Below are 17,471 nucleotides of genomic sequence, written 5' to 3' on the forward strand. Positions count from 1 at the left end.
GCAGATGGCAAAGTTTACATTCAACATGCCCGACGTGGGCGAGGGCGTTGCAGAGGCCGAGATCGTCGAATGGATGGTCAAGGTTGGCGACACCGTGTCCGAGGACCAGCACCTTGTCGACGTCATGACGGACAAGGCGACAATCGATATCGAGAGCCCGGTTGACGGGAAAGTGATCGAGGTTGCCGGCGAAGTCGGCGATGTGGTCGCGGTTGGCTCGATGCTGCTGGTGGTTGAGGTCGAGGGTGAGGACGTGCCCGAGGTTGAGGAAGAAGCTGCCGCAGCTCCCGCACCGACGCCGGCGCCTGCTCCAGCCCTTGAACCGATTGACGCTACTCCAGAGCCCGTTCGTCCTGAGCCTGTCGAAGGACAGCCACAAACCTCATCCGATGGCGAGCATGCTTCGACAAGCTCAGCACGAACGGATGTTGGGGTCAAAGTCCTTGCTTCCCCCGCCGTGCGCCAGCGCGCCCGTGATCTCGGAATTGATCTGTCCGAAGTAAAGCCGGCAAGCGATGGACGTGTGCGCCACGCGGACCTTGACCAATTCCTCGCCTACAATGCAGGCGGAGGCTTCTCTCCTGCTGCTGGAAAGCGCGAAGACGAGGTCATCAAGGTCATCGGCCTTCGCAAACGCATCGCTGCCAATATGAGCGCGGCCAAGCGCAACATCCCGCACTTCACCTATGTCGAAGAATGCGATGTCACTGCACTCGAAGCGGCGCGGGCCGACCTTAACGCAGGTCGTGGTTCCAAGCCCAAGCTTACCATGCTGCCGATGCTCATCACGGCCTTCTGCAAGGTCCTGCCGAAATATCCGATGATCAATGCGCGCTTCGATGATGAAGCAGGCGTTGTGACCAGACACGGATCGGTCCACCTCGGCATGGCGACGCAGACTGACAATGGCCTGATGGTGCCAGTCATTCGCGATGCACAGGCGCGCAATTTGTGGCAGCTTGCGACCGAAATTGGCCGTTTGGCAGCCGCTGCCCGCGATGGGTCGGCAAAGTCCGAGGAACTCTCTGGCTCAACGCTCACAGTGACCTCTCTGGGGCCGCTGGGCGGGGTTGCGACGACTCCGGTCATCAATCGCCCGGAAGTTGCGATCATCGGCCCCAACCGGATTGTCGAGCGCCCGATGTTCGTCTCAGACGGAATGGGAGGCGAGCGAGTCGAGAAGCGCAAGCTCATGAACATCTCGATTTCGTGCGATCACCGCGTGGTCGATGGCTATGATGCGGCGTCCTTCATTCAAGAGGTCAAGCAGTTGATCGAGACGCCTGTTTTGCTGCTTTCAGAGTAAGCTTACAAAAAAGCGCTTTTAGGTCGCATGTGGGCGTTGACAGCCCCGATTAGCTGGCCTAGAGGCGCGTCTCCCAAGAGGCGCTAGCCGCTTAAATGCGCGGGTGTAGCTCAGTTGGTTAGAGTATCGGCCTGTCACGCCGAGGGTCGCGGGTTCAAGTCCCGTCACTCGCGCCACTTGGGACATTTTCTTCATCTTAGACCTGACGTTAGTCAGCACGATTGGAAAGTGCCGTGAGGTTCGCCTCATGCTGCGCTTTGTCGATGGTGTAACGCGACAGGCAAAAAAGCGCCGCCAGATAAAGCACGAGCAGCGATGGTGCATAAGCGGCGCCCAGCATCCACAATGTGTCATCGGAAACATTGGCAAGCTCCTCGCCTTGCGGGAAAGCAATTGCCGACAAGATGAGCCCGGCCGCAAGCACGCCTAACCCCTGGGTGGTTTTGCGCGTGAAGGTCATCGCCGCATAGTACACGCCTTCATTGCGCCTTCCGGTGCGCAGCTGGTTTGATTCGACCAGATCAGCCGTCATCGCATAGCTCAACATCTGCACCGCGATGATCAGCGCCAGATCAATCATGTTCACTGCGACAAGCAAAGGGAACAGGATCGGATCGCCATTTTCCGGCATCAATCCGAAAAGCCGAAGCAGATAGGGTGCAGGCTGGATCGTAAAGGCGAAGAAGCCGAGCAAGAGCGCCGCTTTCTTCTTACCCATTTTGCGCCCGATCATGGGCGCCAAAAACAAGGCAAGACCTGCCGACAAAAACACCGTCGAGGTCCAGATGAAGATTTGGAATTCGGACAGGCCCCAAAAATGCTTGAGCATGAGGAAAGCAAGAGAGGTGTTGAGGCCAACCGCTACCGAGAACAGCACTGTGGCGATAAACAGCACGATGAAGCTGCGCTCGCTCAATATCTCGAACATTTCGCGCATGATGCGGGCAAAGCTGAATGGTTCGGTCGCTTGCGCTGGTTTGGTGAGCGTTGGAATGCGGTGGTGGGTGGCCATGGATGAGACGATGATCGCGGCAAAGATGACGCAGCTGGCGATGATACCGTAGGTTTCAAAGCCGCTTCGATCCTGCATGCCCATTGGCCCGGCAAGCAGCACTCCGAACAACAGAACGCTCATCAAATTGCCGCTGGCCCACCCGAAAAAGATGCGGAAAGACTGAATGCTTGTGCGTTCTTCATAGTCACGCGAAAGCTCTGGCAGGAGCGCGGAAGAGGGCGTTTCATAAAGCGTTATGAATGTGCGGATCGCGATGGCGAGGAAGGTCAGATAGAAGAACAGCCCCGTCTGCGACCAGTCAGGCGGGTTCCACAAAAGGAAATAGCTGAGCCCCACGGGGATCGCCGAGGCATACATAAAGGGATGCCGCCGCCCGAGGCGCGAACGAAAATTGTCCGACCAATAGCCAACGAGCGGATCGGAGATCGCATCGAACACAAGGGCGATGAGGATCGACAAGCCCACAAGGCCCGGTTCAAGCCCCACGACCGTTACGTAGAAGAGAAGCAGGAAGTAGCTGAACCCGCCCTCTTTGATGCCGAGCGCCGAAGACCCGAAGCCGTGTGTAATCTTGAGCCACAAGGTGGGCGGGGCTGGTTGGCCCGCGTTTCCGCCAGCCTTGGCCGTGCTTGCCATATATTTGTCTCTCCGGGGGGAGAGGCTAGGGGTAAGCGTTCAGGCTGGCAAGGGTTCAGGCTGGCAAGGATTCAAGCTGGCAGGGGTCGCAATGGCGAAAACGCTAGTCGGGCTTGGTTCCCCATTTCCCCGTTTCCATCCAGATGAGGAAATTGCCCAGCGGCAAAAGCCAGACCACGCCGAGGAAGATGTAGACCACAGTCTGCGCCAACCAGTGCCAGCCAGCGAGAATATCAGCGAGATAGACGGCGATTAAAATGCCATAGACCATCAGACCCAGAAACAGGCCGATAATGCCGACAGGGATTCTCCAGGTGGGTGTCTCGCGCATTAGTCTAGTCCATACATCCGTGTGGGGGTGATGACCCCGCTGAGTTTCATATCGTGCGGCTCTACAGGCAGTTCTTCGCACAATTGCACATCCCAAGCGAGGCCGATGGCGGTCGTCTCAGGGTGCTTTGCAAGCCAGCGGTCATAATGCCCGCCGCCTTGGCCAAGGCGCTCAAACCGCTTTGTAAAGCCCAGCAAAGGTACGAAGAGGATGGCGGGAGAGATGAGCTCTGCGTTTTGGGAGGGTTGGACAAGGCCAAAGTGGCCAGGTTCAAGGTCGGTTTGCCCATGTGGATCGGTGTGGACGCGAAACTCCATCGCGGCGGTTTCATCTGCAAAATGGGGAAGGGCGATCTTGTGCCCTGCCTCATGGAAGAAACGCGCGTATCCCGTCGTTGGCGCTTCGAACTCGGCGGCATGATACAGCCCGATGGTCGCGCTTGCATCAATCATTGAAACGAGCGGGCGAGGGGGCGTGTTGAACAAAAGCCCGCGCACCATGTCCGGCTGTGCCAATACATGTTCGCGGCGCAGCTTTCGTAAAGATTTGCGGAGTTGGGACTTGGAAGGCATTTGGTTCCGACATCATTCGGCCCAATGGGCCGCAAGGGTGACCACCCGCCCGCAGCGAGTCCGAAGCGCCAGCGAAAGGCCGTCTAGCGAGGACGTTTGCCCGGATGGGCGAACGAAAAACAATAAAGTGACGGAACCACTATGGGTCGGACCATGAAATCCTCTGACGCGAAAACGTCAGGTGGGCGCCGTATTCTCTAGACCCCAGGACAAACCCGTTATCTAAAGCAGGGACAGCTCCCTAGGATTGCTTATAGCCTCAGGGATATTCGTTGGCTCGTGCCGAGCAGCCCCGTCGCCATGACACTTAGGACGCCTTGGCGAGAGCTTCAAGATAACCCTTCAAGCTCACTAGCGGTTGTTTCAGCCCGCAATGCCAATGCTTCAAGCTTTTCGGCAAGAGCTTTGGTGTGCGCCGCATTGTCTTCGGCGCTTCCGAACAGGTCGTGCTGGTGCCGGGCATCTTCCTGTAATGCGGCGATTTCCGCTTTCAATCGGGCGACTTCCTTGCGCGAATGCTCTTCGGCTTTGCGCAAGGTTTCGATTTCCGCGTGCAGCTCAGCTTTGCCCTTGCTCGCTTTTTCGATGTCTTGTTCAGCGTCTGATTTCGCTTTGCGCGCAGCATTGGCGATATCATCCTTGGCGCGGGAAAGTTCGGCATTCGCCTGCGCCAATTCGGTGCGAGCGTTGCCGATGGTCGTTTTTGCCTCATCAAGCTCATCGGCCATGAACAGGGCGGCAAAGACCAGGTTCTCCGCCTCTTGCGCGGCGCGTGCGGTTCCAAGCTTTGCGTAATTCTCGTCGATCAATGCGCCAAATTTGCGCACCTTGTCTTCGTCCGCTGGATCGCAGGCAATTTGGTAAGAGCGCGGGCCGATCTGGATCTTGACCTTATTCACTCTCCAGCTCCTCAATCAGAGTGTCCAATTCCCCAAGGGTATCAGCCACTTCTTCGCGAAGCTTCTCATGGGCATTCACAAGCGCCATGACCCGCGCGGACCCGGGGGCTTCCGTTGGAGCTTGCGCTTTTTCGGATCCTTGTGAAGACGCCCTCAAATCCAGCCGCGCCGCATCAATGCGGGCCATCGCAGCCGTTAACCGTGTCATTGCCTGATCGATGCGTGTCGCGCTCATGCTTTGCGAAATACCAAGTTTGCGCCCTTTCGCAAAGCTTTGCGTGGCGCTGTTGATAAATGATCTGTGGTAGCGGTCGAATTTACCGCACGGTGTATCGATAGGCCCCCAAGTGTTGACCTGCCGGGACGGCTCAGCAATGGCCTTTCCACAGCGGGTAGGGCTGCGAATCGCCGCGGATTTCCCGCTGATAAAATTTGCGTTCAACACCAAGCGCGCGCCGCCCAAGGCGCGCCAGCAGGAGCCGCTTAGTACCATGACCATCGAGCCCGCCACGATTGATCCGGCCCGCCTACAGCCCATGGCCAATGCCATTCGTGCCTTGTCGATGGATGCGGTACAGGCTGCAAACTCTGGCCACCCCGGTATGCCGATGGGCATGGCAGATGTGGCGACCGTGCTGCTTGACCGACATATGAAGTTTGACCCCGCGCGCCCTGATTGGGCCGACCGCGACCGCTTTGTGCTTTCGGCGGGCCACGGCTCGATGCTGATCTATTCGCTTCTCAACCTGTCAGGTTACGCGCGCCCGACGATGGAAGAAATCGCCAACTTCCGCCAGCTTGGTTCTCCGTGCGCGGGCCACCCTGAAAACTTCCTGCTCGATGGGGTTGAATGCACCACCGGTCCATTGGGTCAGGGGCTTGCGATGGCGGTTGGCATGGCAATGGCCGAACGCCACCTCAATGCGAAGTTCGGCGATGAACTGGTGAACCACCGCACATGGGTTGTGGCTGGTGACGGGTGCCTGATGGAAGGCATCAACCACGAGGCGATTGGCCTTGCCGGGCACCTGAAGCTTGGGCACCTTAATGTCCTTTGGGACGACAACGCGATCACGATTGATGGCGGCACGGATATGTCGACCAGCGAAGACATCTGCGCACGCTATGAGGCAACCGGATGGCACGTTGTGCGCTGTGATGGCCACGATTTTGCAAGCATTGATGCTGCGCTCGAAGAGGCCAAGGCCGACCCGCGCCCATCACTTGTCGCGTGCAAAACCATCATCGGCAAAGGCGCTCCCAACAAGCAAGGCACCAGCGCAACGCACGGCGCGCCCCTTGGTCCTGAAGAGATTTCTGCTGCGCGCGATGTTCTTGGCTGGGATGCAGGACCTTTCACCGTGCCTGCGGATATCGAAGCGAATTGGCGCGCCGTTGGTGCCAAGGGCGCAGAAGCGAGTGCGGCCTGGGATGCGCGTCTTGCGGCGTCGGCGCACAAGGATGCGTTCGAGGCGCAAATGGTTGGTCCTTCTGCTGGCGCTGATGCGGCGCTTCAGGATTACATTCGCGGTCTTGCGGCAGAGCCCAAGAAGGTTGCCACGCGCAAGGCGTCTGAAATGGCGCTCGGGCCTCTCACCGAGAAACTGCCGCAGCTTATCGGCGGCTCAGCCGACTTGACCGGTTCCAACAACACCAAGACGCCTTCGACCACCCCGTTCATGGCGGACGATTATTCGGGCCGCTATGTCTATTACGGCATTCGTGAATTTGGCATGGCAGCCGCGATGAACGGTATGGCGCTGCATGGCGGAGTGACCCCCTATGGCGGCACGTTCCTGATCTTCTCTGATTATTGCCGCAATGCAATCCGCCTGTCGGCGCTGCAACAAGTGGGCGCGATTTACGTCATGACCCATGACAGCATCGGCCTTGGCGAAGACGGTCCGACGCACCAGCCGATCGAGCAGGTGATGAGCCTTCGCCTGATCCCGAACCTTTTGACCTTCCGTCCGTGCGACACGATTGAAACCGCCGAGTGCTGGGCGCTCGCGATCAAATCAACCGAGACACCTTCGGTGCTGGCGCTTACCCGCCAAGGCTTGCCGCAATTGCGTGGCGAGGGTGATGAGGCGTGGACCGGCGCGGACAACCGCTGCGCCAAGGGTGGCTATCGCCTCCAATCTGCCAAGGCTGCGCGCAAAGTCGTGCTGGTCGCTTCGGGCAGCGAAGTCGCGCTCGCCGCAGACTGCGCAGCCGCGCTTGAAGAGCAAGGTATCGGCACCGACGTCGTCTCCATGCCGTGCACCGAATTGTTCGACACGCAGGATGCGGCCTACAAAGCGGACCTCCTGCCAAGCCATGCGCTGATCGTTTCGATTGAAGCGGGCGTCACCCAAGGGTGGGAGCGCTACACGGGACTCAGCGGCCTCAACATCGGGATCGACCGTTTCGGAGCGTCTGCTCCAGCGGATCAACTTTTCGCCAAATTCGGCCTCACTCCAGAGGCGATTGTTCCACAAATCCTCAACAAATTGAGCAACTAAGCAGGAAACCCTCATAATGACGACTAAGGTTGCAATTAACGGTTTTGGCCGCATCGGCCGTCTCGTCGCCCGCGCCATCCTTGAGCGCAGCGATGACGATATGGAGCTGGTCTCGATCAACGATCTGGCCGACACCAAATCAAACGCTCTCCTTTTCCAATACGATTCAACGCATGGCCGTTTCCCCGGCACGGTTGAGGTCGAAGAAGGCGCAATCGTGGTCAACGGCCACCGCATCGCTGTGACTTCCGAGCGCGATCCGGCAAACCTCCCGCATGGCGAGCAGGGCGTGGACATCGTGCTGGAATGCACCGGTTTCTTCCAAAGCGACGAAGCCTGCCGCCCGCACCTCGCTGCTGGCGCGAAACGCGTTCTGATTTCTGCCCCTGCAAAGGGCGTTTCAGCAACCGTTGTTTACGGCGTGAACCATGATGTTCTGACCGCAGAAGACGTGATCGTTTCCAACGCAAGCTGCACCACCAACTGCCTGTCGCCAATTGCCAAAGTGCTGAACGACACGGTCGGGATTGAGCGAGGCTTTATGACCACGGTCCACTCCTACACCAACGATCAGCGTATGCTCGATCAGATGCATAGCGATATGCGCCGTGCGCGGGGCGGGGCGCAAAATATGATCCCGACCACCACGGGTGCTGCTCGCGCCGTGGGTCTGGTTCTTCCAGAACTGGCGGGTAAACTCGACGGGTCTTCGATCCGCGTTCCGACACCAAACGTGAGCCTTGTCGACCTCGTGTTCCAACCGGGCCGTGACACGACAGCTGAGGAATTGAACGCAGCGCTTAAAGCGGCAGCCGAAGGTCCGATGAAGGGTGTTCTCGACTACACCACCGATCCGTTGGTGAGCAGCGACTTCAACCACCATCCGGCAAGCTCGACCGTGGACAGTCTCGAAACCAGCGTGATGGAAGGCAAGCTTGCCCGCGTCGTCAGCTGGTATGATAACGAGTGGGGCTTCTCCAACCGCATGATCGACACCGCCAAAGTTATGGCGACGTTTTTGTAAGTCCACTTAATCCCCTCCCGCCTGCGGGAGGGGCAGCGAGACTTGTGAGCTTGCTCACTAGTCGCAGCGGGGTGGGGCCCCCCCCGCCTGCGGGAGGGGCAGCGAGACTTGTGAGCTTGCTCACTAGTCGCAGCGGGGTGGGCCCACCCCCGACCCCTCCCGCAGGCGGGAGGGGAGAAGGAGCAAAAAATGGCCGCTTTCAAAACTCTCGATGATCTTGGCGATGTGACCGGCAAGGTTGCGCTGGTGCGCGTCGATTTGAACCTTCCGATGAAGGATGGCTCGGCCACTGACCTGACCCGTGCAGAGGCGGTGAAGCCGACCATTCTCGAGCTTTCGCAGAAGGGCGCGAAAGTCCTGCTGCTCGCGCACTTTGGCCGTCCCAAAGGGATGCGGTCGTCAATCTTGTCGACCAGCATGGTCGTGGGCGATGTCGAGACGGTTCTGGGCAAAGAGATCATGTTCATCCCCGAGGTCTGTGGCCCGGTGGTCGAACAAACCCTCGGCATCCTTCGCAATGGCGACATCGGCCTTCTGGAGAACACCCGCTTTTGGCCGGGGGAAGAGGCGAATGATACAGAGTTCGCGCAAGCCATCGCGGCGCATGGCGATTTCTATGTGAACGACGCCTTCTCCGCCGCGCACCGCGCCCATGCGACGACTGAGGCAATCGCCCATATCCTGCCGGCCTATGCTGGCCGCGCGATGGAAAAGGAGCTCAAAGCTCTCGATGCAGCGCTCGGCAATCCGCAAGCCCCCGTCGCAGCCGTTGTGGGCGGGGCGAAGGTTTCGACGAAGCTTGCCGTGCTTGAGAACCTGGTAGGCCGGGTTCAGCACCTCATTATCGGCGGCGGCATGGCCAACACCTTCCTCGCCGCGCGCGGGGTGGATGTGGGCAAATCGCTGTGTGAGCATGACCTTACCGATACCGCGTCAAAGATCATGGACGAAGCCGACCATTCAGGCTGCACGGTCCATCTCCCATACGACGTTGTGGTGGCGAAGGAATTTGCGGCAAACCCTGCGTCCTTGCGCACCTGCAACGTCCATGAAGTTGCCGCAGACGAGATGATCCTCGATATTGGTCCGCAAGCCACCGAAGCGCTCGCCGATGTGCTCAAGACATGCCGCACGCTCGTATGGAACGGGCCGCTGGGCGCGTTTGAAACCGAGCCCTTCGACACCGCGACCATGTCGCTTGCCAATCATGTCGCTGCGCTCACCCTTGAAGAATCGCTGATCAGCGTTGCGGGGGGAGGGGACACGGTTGCCGCGCTTGCTCAGGCTGGCGTCACCGAGGACGTGACCTATATCTCCACCGCAGGCGGGGCATTCCTTGAGTGGATGGAGGGCAAAACCCTCCCCGGTGTTGCGGCTCTGGAAGGCTAGCATGAGCAGAATTCAGGCCGAACTTGAGGTCGACGAAACGCGCCTGATGCGTGCGTGGATGAACCGCGACGCAGACGAGGTGCGCGCGGTTGTTGCCCGAAATTGCCTGATGCTGTTCGGCACGCAGCCGCCTGCGCTGCTTGACCGGCCAAGTTTTCTGGCCGGGCTCGATCGCGGGCTCCAATGCAAGGGTTTTCGCTTTCATGAAGCCACGGTTCGCAGATATGGCGCGACTGCGTGGTATTGCGGCCAGGTCGATATCGAGCTGAAAATCGGCGGCAACGATTGGTCCGGCACCTTCCTTTTGACCGATCTGTGGCGGCGCGGAACGATCAAGCGCAAGTGGCAATTGGCCGAGCGCTCTCTTGCCCCGACAGACCCCGATACGAAGCTGTGCGATGCCATTCGCGCGCTGCAATTGTGGCGTTGATGCGCCTATCCAAGGAACTCTGAAAATGACCGAGCAGAAAACCGAATACGGTTATGGCAACGCTGTCGAATGCAAGGAAGGCGAGTTTGCGGGATGGTACCATTGGAACCACGATCCCTATGAAACGCGGTCCGGCCCGTTCTACATGCGCCGCGAGGATGACGGATCGTATCTCAGCGCCTTTCGCGCCGAAGAAAAGCACATGAACGGTGCAGGGTCGATGCATGGCGGATGCCTGATGACTTTTGCCGATTTTGCGCTGTTCGCAATCGCGACCGATGAAATGCGCGACCAGATGGGCGTGACAATGAACCTGTCCAGCGATTTTCTGGGCGGGGCACAGCCTGGTGCCTTGATGGAAGCGCGCGGCGAAGTGACACGCGGCGGCGGTAAGACTATTTTTATCAGAGGCCTGATAACGGGTGACGGCGCGCCGGTGCTCAGCTTTACCGGCATTATTCGCAAGTTCTCCAAACGGCCTTGAGAAGCCCGGTTGCTCGTTACGGGCGGCATGGCTAAAGGGCACGAAACACTCACGCATACGAATGCAAGGGCAGGGACCTTTTCACGATGAACACTCAAGAGATGACAGCCAAAATTGCAACCGGCGAAGGCTTTATCGCAGCGCTTGACCAATCGGGCGGCTCAACTCCCAAAGCTTTGCGTGGCTACGGTGTCGAAGATGGCGAATGGTCAGGTGATGACGAAATGTTCGCTCAAATCCACAATATGCGCGCCCGCGTCATCACCTCGCCATGCTTTTCCAGCGGTAAGGTGATTGGCGCTATCCTGTTTGAAAAAACGATGGATGGGCAAGTCGATGGCAAGTCCACTGCCGATGCATTGAAAGCGCGCGGCATTGTGCCTTTCATCAAGGTTGATCAGGGTCTCGCCGACGAAGAAAACGGTGCGCAAATGATGAAGCCTTTGGACAAGCTTCCAGCGCTGCTCGAAAAGTCGGTTGGTTACGGCATGTTCGGCACCAAAATGCGTTCGGTCATCAAATCTGCCAACGCGCAAGGGATCGCCGCCGTGGTGGCTCAGCAGTTCGAAGTCGGCAATCAGATCGCAGACGCAGGGCTTATGCCGATGCTTGAGCCTGAGTTCGACATTACGGCGGACGACCGCGAGGCGGGCGAAGATATTCTGCTGGCCGAAATCATGAAGGGTCTGGACGCTTTGCCAGAGGGCCGCAAGGTCATGCTAAAGCTGTCTATCCCGGTAAAACCGGGTCATTACACCCCGGCAATCGAGCACCCCAATGTGCTGCGCGTGGTGGCATTGTCGGGCGGTTACTCAACCGATGACGCCTGCGATTGCCTCGCCAAGAACCCCGGCATGATCGCAAGCTTTAGCCGCGGGCTTTTGCAGGACCTTCGCAAAACCCAATCGGACGGTGAGTTTGATGACGCTTTGAGCAGGGCAATCGATAAAATCCAGGCAGCCAGCGTCGCGGGATAGTGCTTGCTTGATGAGCGACACCGAGAGATTTCCCTATCACCAAGGCATCGCGCCCATGATGTGGGCGCTCTTCGCCCTCTCGCTTATTGAATTGGTGGTGGTGCACATTTTTGTCGCGCTCAAATGGCCGGTTATCGGGTGGACGCTCACCACGATCTCGGCTCTTGGAGCAATCTGGCTTGTTTGGTGGATATTTTCCCTCAAACGCCTGCCCCATGAACTGCGCGATGGTGCCCTTACGCTGCGGCTTGGGACGCTTAAAAGCGTTGAAGTCGCGCTCGACAATGTGATCGCCATCAAATCCACATGGGAACAGGGGGCGCATGATGACAAGGCGAGCCTTAATTTGGCGGCCATTGCCTATCCCAACCGTTGTCTTGATCTGAAAGAGCCGATCGAGAAGGGCAAAGCGCGTGTCTTCATTCGCTGTGATGATCCTGCATCTTTCGATTTGATCATGCGAAATCATGGATTTGCGATTGATTGAGCAAAGGCGGCTTGGCGTGGGCTCTAAGGATGGCTAAGCGCAAGCCATGACGGACACCCAGCTTTACCTGATCTCCCCGCTAGACGTTGGCGGCGACTTTCCCACTCGGCTTGAGCGCGCGCTTGAGGCGGGCAAGGGTTTTGTGACTGCTTTTCAGTTTCGGGTGAAGGGCATTGCTGACCAACACGAAGCGGCGCGCCTTGCGGCGCCCTTGCAGGAAATTTGCGCCGCGCATGATGTGGCCTTCATCGTCAATGACAGCGTTGCGCTTGCCAAACGGTTGAAGGCGGACGGCGTGCATTTGGGACAGGATGACGGCGATCCAAGGGACGCGCGCGAAGAGCTTGGCCGTGATGCGCAGATCGGTGTGACCTGTCACGCGAGCAAGCATCTTGCGATGGAAGCGGGCGAGGCGGGCGCGGACTATGTCGCCTTTGGCGCTTTCTTTGAAAGCTCGACCAAGGATAAGGGGGACGCAGAGCGGGCCACGACTGAGACAATCGAGTTTTGGACAAAGCTTTTCGAAATCCCGGTGGTCGCAATCGGCGGCATTACCCCTGAAAATTGCGCACCCTTGGTGGCTGCGGGCGCTGATTTTCTGGCAGTCTCAGGCGCGGTTTGGAATGGCGATGAGAGCAAGGCCATTATTGCATTCAAGGAAGCGATCAAAGCGGCGCGATAACGCCAAGTGTCAGCGTCGGCGGTCGGCAAGCCTGGTGCAAAGAAGGTCGCCGTGATTGCCCTTTGCATCCGCTTTGCGCAGCTGGTTTTCACCAACACGCTTAAAACGCTCGCCATTCTTTGGGCCAGCGGTGAAGGTCAGATTGTCGCCGCGAAGAATATACGTGCCTTCGCCCGCATCACTGCGGTAGCGCGAGGCGGTGCTGATGCTAAATCCTTGCGCCTTCACAACTTCATATGCGCGACCACTCGCATCGCCCGGCAAAGCGCATTCATAATTCCCGTGGGGCATCGTGCGCAGCATGCCGCCTGCGGGAACATCAGCCGTAGCTGGAGGCGCGATCAGCTGCCCTTGGTCCAGCTGCGAAATCACAGGTCCAGCCGTCGCAACAACTGCGCCCGTCATAGCCAGGAGTATGATGAAGAGGGTTCTCATGTTTCGCTTCTGTAACCGATGGGAGCTTTACTACCGATTTACCGTAAGCGCGGCCAGCGCATTAACCGTAAAATCGTGCATCTTGGGTTGAGCCTGACCGCACAATCCTTTTAGGGCGGCCCAATAATACCCGTCCAATATCCACTGTGCTTGCCCATGCAGGCGAGAGCGGCTATTGGCGCGCATTGATTTTTTACAAGAAGTGCGCGTTTCAACCAAGCGACTGCGCTTCGCCATTTTTCGAAAGCATTGATCTCATGAAAATCAGCGGCGTCGACATCCGTCCCGGCAATATCATTGAGTATGAAAAAGGCATCTGGAAGGTTGCCAAAATCCAGCATACCCAGCCCGGCAAAGGCGGCGCGTATATGCAGGTCGAGATGAAGAACCTTCAGGATGGCCGCAAAACCAATGTGCGCTTCCGCAGCGCCGATACGGTCGAGAAGGTGCGCCTCGATACGCAGGAATACCAATTCCTTTATGAAGACGGCGATATGCTCGTCTTCATGGACACGAACACCTATGAGCAGATCAATCTGCCCAACGATCTTTTGGGCGATGCGCGTGCGTTCTTGCAGGACGGGATGCAGGTCATGCTTGAGCTGTGGGAAGAAAAACCCATCAGCTTGGCTTTGCCGCCGCAAATCGAGGCTGAAATCGTCGAAGCAGACGCAGTGGTCAAAGGCCAGACCGCCTCGTCCAGCTACAAGCCTGCCGTGCTCGACAATGGCGTTCGCATCATGGTTCCGCCGCATATCGAAAGCGGCACGCGCATCATCGTTGATGTGTATGAGCAAACCTACGTCGGCAAAGCGAGCTAACCACTATGTCGATGTTTTCAGGCCTTATCCGCGTGATGGAGCGCGCCGCTCGCAAAGCGGGTGGGCGTTTGCGCCGCGATTTTGGCGAAGTTGAACACTTGCAGGTGAGCCGCAAGGGCCCTGCGGATTTCGTCTCCAAAGCCGATATGCGTGCAGAACGCGCGATCTATGATGAGCTTCTCCATGCACGCCCTGACTGGGGCTTTGTGATGGAAGAAGCGGGCGTGATCGAAGGGGCACCAGACAAGCCGCGCTGGATCGTCGATCCGTTGGACGGCACCTCCAATTTCCTCCACGGCATCCCGCATTTCGCGATCAGCATCGCAGTGCAGGAACCGCGCATTGACGGCAAAGGTTGGGGCGAGGTGACTGCCGGCCTCATCTACAACCCTATCAATGATCAAACCTATTGGGCAGAAAAAACCCGTGGTGCATGGCTTCAGGATGCGCGTCTTCGCGTTTCTGCCCGCCGCCATTTGTCTGACGCACTGATCGCCACCGGCATCCCGTTTCAGGGCCATGGAGACTTCGCTGAATGGAGCCGCATTTACGGTGCCATCGGTCAGGAAGTGGCTGGCATTCGCCGCTTTGGCGCAGCGTCGCTTGATCTGGCGTATGTTGCGCAAGGGCGATTTGACGGCTTTTGGGAAAGCGATCTCAACGATTGGGACACGGCTGCTGGGTGTTTGCTGGTGCGCGAGGCTGGCGGATTTGTGTCCGACTATCGCGGGCGTTCTGAACAGATCCATTCAAAGCAGGTTCTGGCGGCGAACGATGCGCTGCACTCCAAACTGCACAAAATTCTAGCGGGAGCCTTGCGATAAGGTCCAAGCCTCGCTAACAGCGCGCTTCTGCGTTCTCGCAGGCGTGCCCCTGTGGTGGAATTGGTAGACGCGTTCGACTCAAAATCGAATTCCTAACGGAGTGCCCGTTCGAGTCGGGCCAGGGGCACCATTTTTCTTTCTCACGGCAACTTGGCCAAATTGGATCAGGGTTCGCGTCTCCGACGGTTCGGCTTGCTGTCTGACGCGCCAGCGCGCGCACAAACTCTCGCACGAAATCTCGGGAGGTCGATTGGTTCGTTCTTGGTGGCTTAACCTTGATGCTTAGCAAAAACACTTGCCAAGGCTCACGCAAATTGAGACATCTGCGACCAGACGCTCAATATGATCGAAGCCCCCTCCTATCACGCAATGGCCGCAATGGCCGTCACGGTCTTGATGTTTATCGAGTTCGTACGCGCGCGCCTGTCGATTGAGATCGTTTCGCTTCTCACCATCGCCGTGATTGCGGTGGGGCTTTATTTCTTCCCGCTTCCTGAAAATCGGCCAATTGACGGGCTCGCTCTCGCATTTGGCGGCTTTGGGCATTACGCGCTCATCACGATCTGCGCGCTGATGATTATGGGCAGGGGGCTGGTGGTTACCGGCGCATTGGAGCCAGCCGCGCGCGTTTTGGAGCGGTTGTTCAAGTTCAACCTTCAACTGGGTCTGCTCATATCGCTGGTGATTACGCTGGTGCTTTCCATGTTCGTCAACAACACGCCGGTTCTGGTGTTGATGATCCCGATCTTTGCAGCGCTCGCCAGCAGAGGCGCGCTGCCCACCTCCAAAACACTCATGCCACTTAACGCGGCCAGCCTTATCGGCGGGCTTGCCACCACCATTGGTACATCGACCAACATTCTCGTTGTCTCGATCGCCGTGGACCTGGGGATGCGCGAGATTGGCGTGTTTGACTTTACCCCGATTGTCCTTGGCGCAGCGCTTGTCGCCATACCCTATATGTGGCTCGTCATGCCGCGCCTTCTTAAGGACAACAGCGTTGCAGCGGCGGCGGGTGCGCGCATGTTCCACACCCGGCTTCGCGTGGGCACTCAATCCATGCTGACAGGCAAAGAGCTTTCAGAAATCGCGGATAAGCTTCCTTCGGGCATTACCTTCCACGGAGAGCAGTCTGGTCCGTTTCAACCGCAGCAGCGCGTCCATATCTCGGGCACGCACGAGGCATTGGAAGACGCAACGCGCGAACTTCGCGGAGAGCTTGCCCCGTCATGGGTGCTTGACCGGATCAAGCGTACAGCATCCGCCAAAAGCATGGATCAAATGGTGGTCGAGATGACCGTCACTGCAGATTCGCGCCTCATCACCCGCACGCTTCCCTCATCCGGCATCGCAGACCTCTACGGTGTCGCGGTTCTGGGTATCCACCGGCCAGATCGGCTGATGGGGGAGCGCGACAAATATTCCGATGGCGGCGATCTTCGCATCAAAGAGGGCGATGTGCTCCTCGTGATGGGGATCGAACCTGACTTGCAAGAATTTGCCCGCGCCGACAGCCTCTTGATGCTGGAAGGTGGGCGCGAACTGCCTCGCCGGTCCAAAGCTGTGCTCTCGACCGTGATTATGGGCTTTTCGGTTGTGATGGCCGCTTTTGGTATCCTGCCGATTGCGATCAGCGCGCTCGTTGGTGCGATCCTGATGTTTGTGACGGGCTGTGTGAAGTTTGACCGGGTGGGAAGGGCGCTTTCGGGCCAGGTCATCGTGCTGGTCGCCGCATCCATCACCATAGGCCGATTTATCGACGAAAGCGGCGCTGCGGCGTGGCTGGGAGAGACATTGTCGCTTGGCCTCGTGTTCTTGCCGCCAGCGCTGGTTCTGGCCGCGATCATGGCGTTTGTGACCGTGCTCACCAACTTTGCCTCTAATGCGACCGCCGCGACCGTGGGAACACCAATTGCGTTCAGCATCGCCTCCACCCTTGGCCTGCCCGCAGAGCCGCTGGTTCTCGCCGTGCTGTTTGGCTGCAACTTGTGTTACGCAACGCCGATTGCGTATCAAACCAATATGCTGATCATGGCAGAGGGCAAATACGAGTTCGCCGACTATATCCGAACAGGTGTGCCGCTGGTGGTGATTATGGTGGCGACACTCTCGGTGCTGCTGGTGATGAGCTACGGGCTTTGATGGCGGCGAAGAGGCCGGAGAGAATCTTTTTCCGGCGGATAGCGGCATTACCTCGCCGCACGCTGTGCTGTTGGCCGGAGCGATAAGTCAGCTGTTCGGGTGGATCATGCCCTTCGGCTTACTCTATTGGAGCAGCCCGATCATCACGCTTGGGGTTGCGACCACGATCTGCCTCTATGTCGCCCGGTTAGTTTGGGACCGGTCCATCAAGTTCCAAAGCATCGCGTGGAAGCTTTCATTTGCGATCAGTTCAATCGGCAATTTGTTGCTCCCGTTTCTGATAGTGTGGTTGCTTGAGAAATGAGCCCTTCAATCTGCCTTGAGCGATGAATACGGCCCGCCGAGTTTTCCTACAGTCAACCAATCTGCGATGCTCGGTTCATGGTCGTTGCACAGCTAACAATTCAATCGATTCAGGCGATCATAGGGCGAATGATTGATCGATTGGTTTTTTGGCCCTGGACAGTGTGTCAAGTGTGTCAAAACTCCCCGATTAAGACGCAAAGACAGTGC

At 58.0% G+C, this 17,471-nt stretch carries 19 protein-coding genes and 2 tRNA genes; 15 read left to right on the forward strand and 6 right to left on the reverse strand.

The features are described from left to right. Positions 1-4: 4 nt before the first annotated feature. Positions 5-1,306 carry a dihydrolipoamide acetyltransferase family protein gene (locus EH31_RS00820; RefSeq protein ID WP_034957538.1) on the forward strand — a complete coding sequence of 434 codons (1,302 nt, stop codon included), beginning with the start codon at positions 5-7 and terminating at the stop codon, positions 1,304-1,306. Between the two features lie 99 nt (positions 1,307-1,405). Next, positions 1,406-1,482 (forward strand) — tRNA-Asp (locus tag EH31_RS00825). Between the two features lie 32 nt (positions 1,483-1,514). On the opposite strand, the gene EH31_RS00830 is transcribed toward EH31_RS00825, so the two are convergent. From EH31_RS00830 to EH31_RS17470, 5 genes are all read right to left on the reverse strand, one after another. Next, positions 1,515-2,957, reverse strand: a complete 1,443-nt coding sequence (locus EH31_RS00830; protein WP_034957540.1) for an MFS transporter — start codon at positions 2,955-2,957, stop codon at positions 1,515-1,517. 103 nt (positions 2,958-3,060) lie between these two features. Further along, complete coding sequence (locus EH31_RS00835; RefSeq protein ID WP_034957542.1) at positions 3,061-3,288, reverse strand: DUF2842 domain-containing protein; 228 nt, start codon at positions 3,286-3,288, stop codon at positions 3,061-3,063. Beyond that, entirely contained in the window at positions 3,288-3,860 is a 573-nt protein-coding gene (locus tag EH31_RS00840) for a 5-formyltetrahydrofolate cyclo-ligase (RefSeq protein ID WP_034957543.1), read from the reverse strand. Before EH31_RS00840 ends, EH31_RS00835 begins: the two co-directional genes overlap by 1 nt. Positions 3,861-4,189: 329 nt before the next feature. Beyond that, positions 4,190-4,759, reverse strand: a complete 570-nt coding sequence (locus tag EH31_RS00845) for a cell division protein ZapA (RefSeq protein ID WP_034957544.1) — start codon at positions 4,757-4,759, stop codon at positions 4,190-4,192. Further along, positions 4,752-4,994, reverse strand: coding sequence for a hypothetical protein (locus EH31_RS17470; protein ID WP_152553417.1), 243 nt, complete (start codon positions 4,992-4,994; stop codon positions 4,752-4,754). The genes EH31_RS00845 and EH31_RS17470 overlap by 8 nt, the downstream gene beginning before the upstream one ends. 256 nt (positions 4,995-5,250) lie before the next feature. On the opposite strand from EH31_RS17470, the gene tkt reads away from it, so the two are divergent. The 8 genes from tkt (at position 5,251) to thiE (ending at position 12,736) form a co-directional block, all read left to right on the forward strand. Then, on the forward strand, positions 5,251-7,263 hold the full coding sequence (gene tkt, locus EH31_RS00855) for a transketolase (RefSeq protein ID WP_051698833.1): 2,013 nt from the start codon (positions 5,251-5,253) through the stop codon (positions 7,261-7,263). Between the two features lie 16 nt (positions 7,264-7,279). Further along, positions 7,280-8,287, forward strand: a complete 1,008-nt coding sequence (gene gap, locus EH31_RS00860; protein WP_034957546.1) for a type I glyceraldehyde-3-phosphate dehydrogenase — start codon at positions 7,280-7,282, stop codon at positions 8,285-8,287. A 189-nt stretch (positions 8,288-8,476) separates the two neighbouring features. Continuing rightward, entirely contained in the window at positions 8,477-9,676 is a 1,200-nt protein-coding gene (locus tag EH31_RS00865; protein WP_034957547.1) for a phosphoglycerate kinase, read from the forward strand. A gap of 1 nt (position 9,677) precedes the next feature. Beyond that, the gene (locus tag EH31_RS00870; RefSeq protein WP_034957548.1) at positions 9,678-10,106 is read left to right on the forward strand and encodes a nuclear transport factor 2 family protein; all 429 of its coding nucleotides are present in this window, start codon (positions 9,678-9,680) and stop codon (positions 10,104-10,106) included. A 25-nt stretch (positions 10,107-10,131) separates the two neighbouring features. Continuing rightward, complete coding sequence (locus tag EH31_RS00875; RefSeq protein ID WP_034957549.1) at positions 10,132-10,590, forward strand: PaaI family thioesterase; 459 nt, start codon at positions 10,132-10,134, stop codon at positions 10,588-10,590. A gap of 86 nt (positions 10,591-10,676) precedes the next feature. Further along, positions 10,677-11,567: a fructose bisphosphate aldolase gene (locus EH31_RS00880; protein WP_034957550.1), complete on the forward strand. Its 891-nt coding sequence runs from the start codon at positions 10,677-10,679 to the stop codon at positions 11,565-11,567. A 55-nt stretch (positions 11,568-11,622) separates the two neighbouring features. Then, positions 11,623-12,054 carry a hypothetical protein gene (locus EH31_RS00885; RefSeq protein WP_152553418.1) on the forward strand — a complete coding sequence of 144 codons (432 nt, stop codon included), beginning with the start codon at positions 11,623-11,625 and terminating at the stop codon, positions 12,052-12,054. A 46-nt stretch (positions 12,055-12,100) separates the two neighbouring features. Further along, the gene (gene thiE, locus EH31_RS00890; protein ID WP_034957552.1) at positions 12,101-12,736 is read left to right on the forward strand and encodes a thiamine phosphate synthase; all 636 of its coding nucleotides are present in this window, start codon (positions 12,101-12,103) and stop codon (positions 12,734-12,736) included. A 9-nt stretch (positions 12,737-12,745) separates the two neighbouring features. Here the strand turns inward: thiE and EH31_RS00895 are convergent, their stop codons facing one another. Continuing rightward, positions 12,746-13,141, reverse strand: coding sequence for an elongation factor P (locus tag EH31_RS00895; RefSeq protein WP_241765794.1), 396 nt, complete (start codon positions 13,139-13,141; stop codon positions 12,746-12,748). A gap of 287 nt (positions 13,142-13,428) precedes the next feature. On the opposite strand from EH31_RS00895, the gene efp reads away from it, so the two are divergent. From efp to EH31_RS17835, 5 genes are all read left to right on the forward strand, one after another. Then, entirely contained in the window at positions 13,429-13,992 is a 564-nt protein-coding gene (gene efp / locus EH31_RS00900; protein ID WP_034958692.1) for an elongation factor P, read from the forward strand. A gap of 5 nt (positions 13,993-13,997) precedes the next feature. Then, the gene (locus tag EH31_RS00905; protein ID WP_034957555.1) at positions 13,998-14,816 is read left to right on the forward strand and encodes an inositol monophosphatase family protein; all 819 of its coding nucleotides are present in this window, start codon (positions 13,998-14,000) and stop codon (positions 14,814-14,816) included. 45 nt (positions 14,817-14,861) lie between these two features. After that, positions 14,862-14,946 (forward strand) — tRNA-Leu (locus tag EH31_RS00910). A 212-nt stretch (positions 14,947-15,158) separates the two neighbouring features. Continuing rightward, positions 15,159-16,958 carry an SLC13 family permease gene (locus tag EH31_RS00915; protein ID WP_034957556.1) on the forward strand — a complete coding sequence of 600 codons (1,800 nt, stop codon included), beginning with the start codon at positions 15,159-15,161 and terminating at the stop codon, positions 16,956-16,958. Between the two features lie 106 nt (positions 16,959-17,064). Beyond that, on the forward strand, positions 17,065-17,262 hold the full coding sequence (locus EH31_RS17835) for a hypothetical protein (RefSeq protein WP_206742002.1): 198 nt from the start codon (positions 17,065-17,067) through the stop codon (positions 17,260-17,262). The last annotated feature ends 209 nt before the right edge of the window (positions 17,263-17,471 follow it).

Source organism: Erythrobacter longus, assembly GCF_000715015.1.
GTDB lineage: Bacteria > Pseudomonadota > Alphaproteobacteria > Sphingomonadales > Sphingomonadaceae > Erythrobacter > Erythrobacter longus.

What these genes read in the sequence shown, in the direction of transcription:
- EH31_RS00820 (WP_034957538.1), top strand. Translation starts at nt 5, where the DNA reads ATGGCAAAGTTTACATTCAACATGCCCGACGTGGGCGAGGGCGTTGCA.
- EH31_RS00830 (WP_034957540.1), bottom strand. Translation starts at nt 2,957, where the DNA reads ATGGCAAGCACGGCCAAGGCTGGCGGAAACGCGGGCCAACCAGCCCCG.
- EH31_RS00835 (WP_034957542.1), bottom strand. Translation starts at nt 3,288, where the DNA reads ATGCGCGAGACACCCACCTGGAGAATCCCTGTCGGCATTATCGGCCTG.
- EH31_RS00840 (WP_034957543.1), bottom strand. Translation starts at nt 3,860, where the DNA reads ATGCCTTCCAAGTCCCAACTCCGCAAATCTTTACGAAAGCTGCGCCGC.
- EH31_RS17470 (WP_152553417.1), bottom strand. Translation starts at nt 4,994, where the DNA reads ATGAGCGCGACACGCATCGATCAGGCAATGACACGGTTAACGGCTGCG.
- tkt (WP_051698833.1), top strand. Translation starts at nt 5,251, where the DNA reads ATGACCATCGAGCCCGCCACGATTGATCCGGCCCGCCTACAGCCCATG.
- gap (WP_034957546.1), top strand. Translation starts at nt 7,280, where the DNA reads ATGACGACTAAGGTTGCAATTAACGGTTTTGGCCGCATCGGCCGTCTC.
- EH31_RS00865 (WP_034957547.1), top strand. Translation starts at nt 8,477, where the DNA reads ATGGCCGCTTTCAAAACTCTCGATGATCTTGGCGATGTGACCGGCAAG.
- EH31_RS00870 (WP_034957548.1), top strand. Translation starts at nt 9,678, where the DNA reads ATGAGCAGAATTCAGGCCGAACTTGAGGTCGACGAAACGCGCCTGATG.
- EH31_RS00875 (WP_034957549.1), top strand. Translation starts at nt 10,132, where the DNA reads ATGACCGAGCAGAAAACCGAATACGGTTATGGCAACGCTGTCGAATGC.
- EH31_RS00880 (WP_034957550.1), top strand. Translation starts at nt 10,677, where the DNA reads ATGAACACTCAAGAGATGACAGCCAAAATTGCAACCGGCGAAGGCTTT.
- EH31_RS00885 (WP_152553418.1), top strand. Translation starts at nt 11,623, where the DNA reads ATGATGTGGGCGCTCTTCGCCCTCTCGCTTATTGAATTGGTGGTGGTG.
- thiE (WP_034957552.1), top strand. Translation starts at nt 12,101, where the DNA reads ATGACGGACACCCAGCTTTACCTGATCTCCCCGCTAGACGTTGGCGGC.
- EH31_RS00895 (WP_241765794.1), bottom strand. Translation starts at nt 13,141, where the DNA reads ATGACGGGCGCAGTTGTTGCGACGGCTGGACCTGTGATTTCGCAGCTG.
- efp (WP_034958692.1), top strand. Translation starts at nt 13,429, where the DNA reads ATGAAAATCAGCGGCGTCGACATCCGTCCCGGCAATATCATTGAGTAT.
- EH31_RS00905 (WP_034957555.1), top strand. Translation starts at nt 13,998, where the DNA reads ATGTCGATGTTTTCAGGCCTTATCCGCGTGATGGAGCGCGCCGCTCGC.
- EH31_RS00915 (WP_034957556.1), top strand. Translation starts at nt 15,159, where the DNA reads ATGATCGAAGCCCCCTCCTATCACGCAATGGCCGCAATGGCCGTCACG.
- EH31_RS17835 (WP_206742002.1), top strand. Translation starts at nt 17,065, where the DNA reads ATGCCCTTCGGCTTACTCTATTGGAGCAGCCCGATCATCACGCTTGGG.